We start from the raw sequence: 876 nt of genomic DNA, 5'->3' as shown, positions 1-876 counted from the left end.
GCGCGGTGTCCTACTTGCAGATTATGGCATCGGAGCTTTCGGATAAGCTGCTGGCGGAAATCTTGGAGCTGGATGCGGAAATGACCGTGACCATGCACATTCAGACCGTGGATCAGCTCAAGGCAATTAAGACCATCAAGGGGAAAATCTCGGACATCGGAAAAATGAAAGTGGAGGAACAGAGAAAGGCTGTGCGCTCCGGCTATGACCCGGATATTCTTCCCCCTGACCTGATTACATTCAGCAAGGACGCAGCGGAACTTCTGGCTGATTTGCAATCCCGCAATGAGCGAATGTTTCTGCTGACCTTTACGGTGGTAAACCTTGCTCCTAACCGCCAGCGGCTGGAAAACGATGTGTTTACCGTGGGCGGTATCGCGCAGAAATACAACTGCGCTCTGCGCCGTCTGGACTGGCAACAGGAACAGGGCTTTGTTTCCTCGTTGGCCCTTGGTTACAACGAGGTAGAAATCCAGCGCGGTATGACCACCAGCTCCACAGCCATCTTTATTCCTTTTATGACAAGGGAGCTCCGCATGGCTGGGCAGGCCCTCTACTATGGCATGAACGCACTTTCTCACAATGTCATCATGGCTGACCGCAAAAAGCTGAAATCGGCAAACGGGATGTATTTGGGCTCTACGGGCTCCGGCAAGAGCTTTGCCGCAAAGCGCGAGCTCTTGAATGTGTTTCTCACCATTCCGCAGGATCGGATCATCGTGGTTGACCCGATGGGCGAATACGCTCCACTGGTGCGAAGGCTGGGCGGCCAGGTGATCGAGATTGCCCCGGACAGCCCGCACCATCTCAATCCGATGGATGTGGAGCTCAATATGGCCGCCGGAGAAAGCCCGCTTTCCATGAAGGCGGATTTTC

General features: G+C 54.1%; 1 protein-coding gene. It reads left to right on the top strand.

The genetic code is table 11. The features are described from left to right. A partial coding sequence (locus BN6539_RS00010; RefSeq protein ID WP_148484436.1) for a VirB4-like conjugal transfer ATPase, CD1110 family occupies positions 1-876 on the top strand: 876 nt, incomplete at both ends.

Origin of the sequence: Emergencia timonensis (assembly GCF_900086585.1) — a bacterium.
GTDB classification, from domain to species: Bacteria; Bacillota; Clostridia; order Peptostreptococcales; family Anaerovoracaceae; genus Senimuribacter; species Senimuribacter timonensis.
Note: the sequence above shows the minus strand (reverse complement) of the source record. Positions and strands in the feature narration are given on the sequence as shown.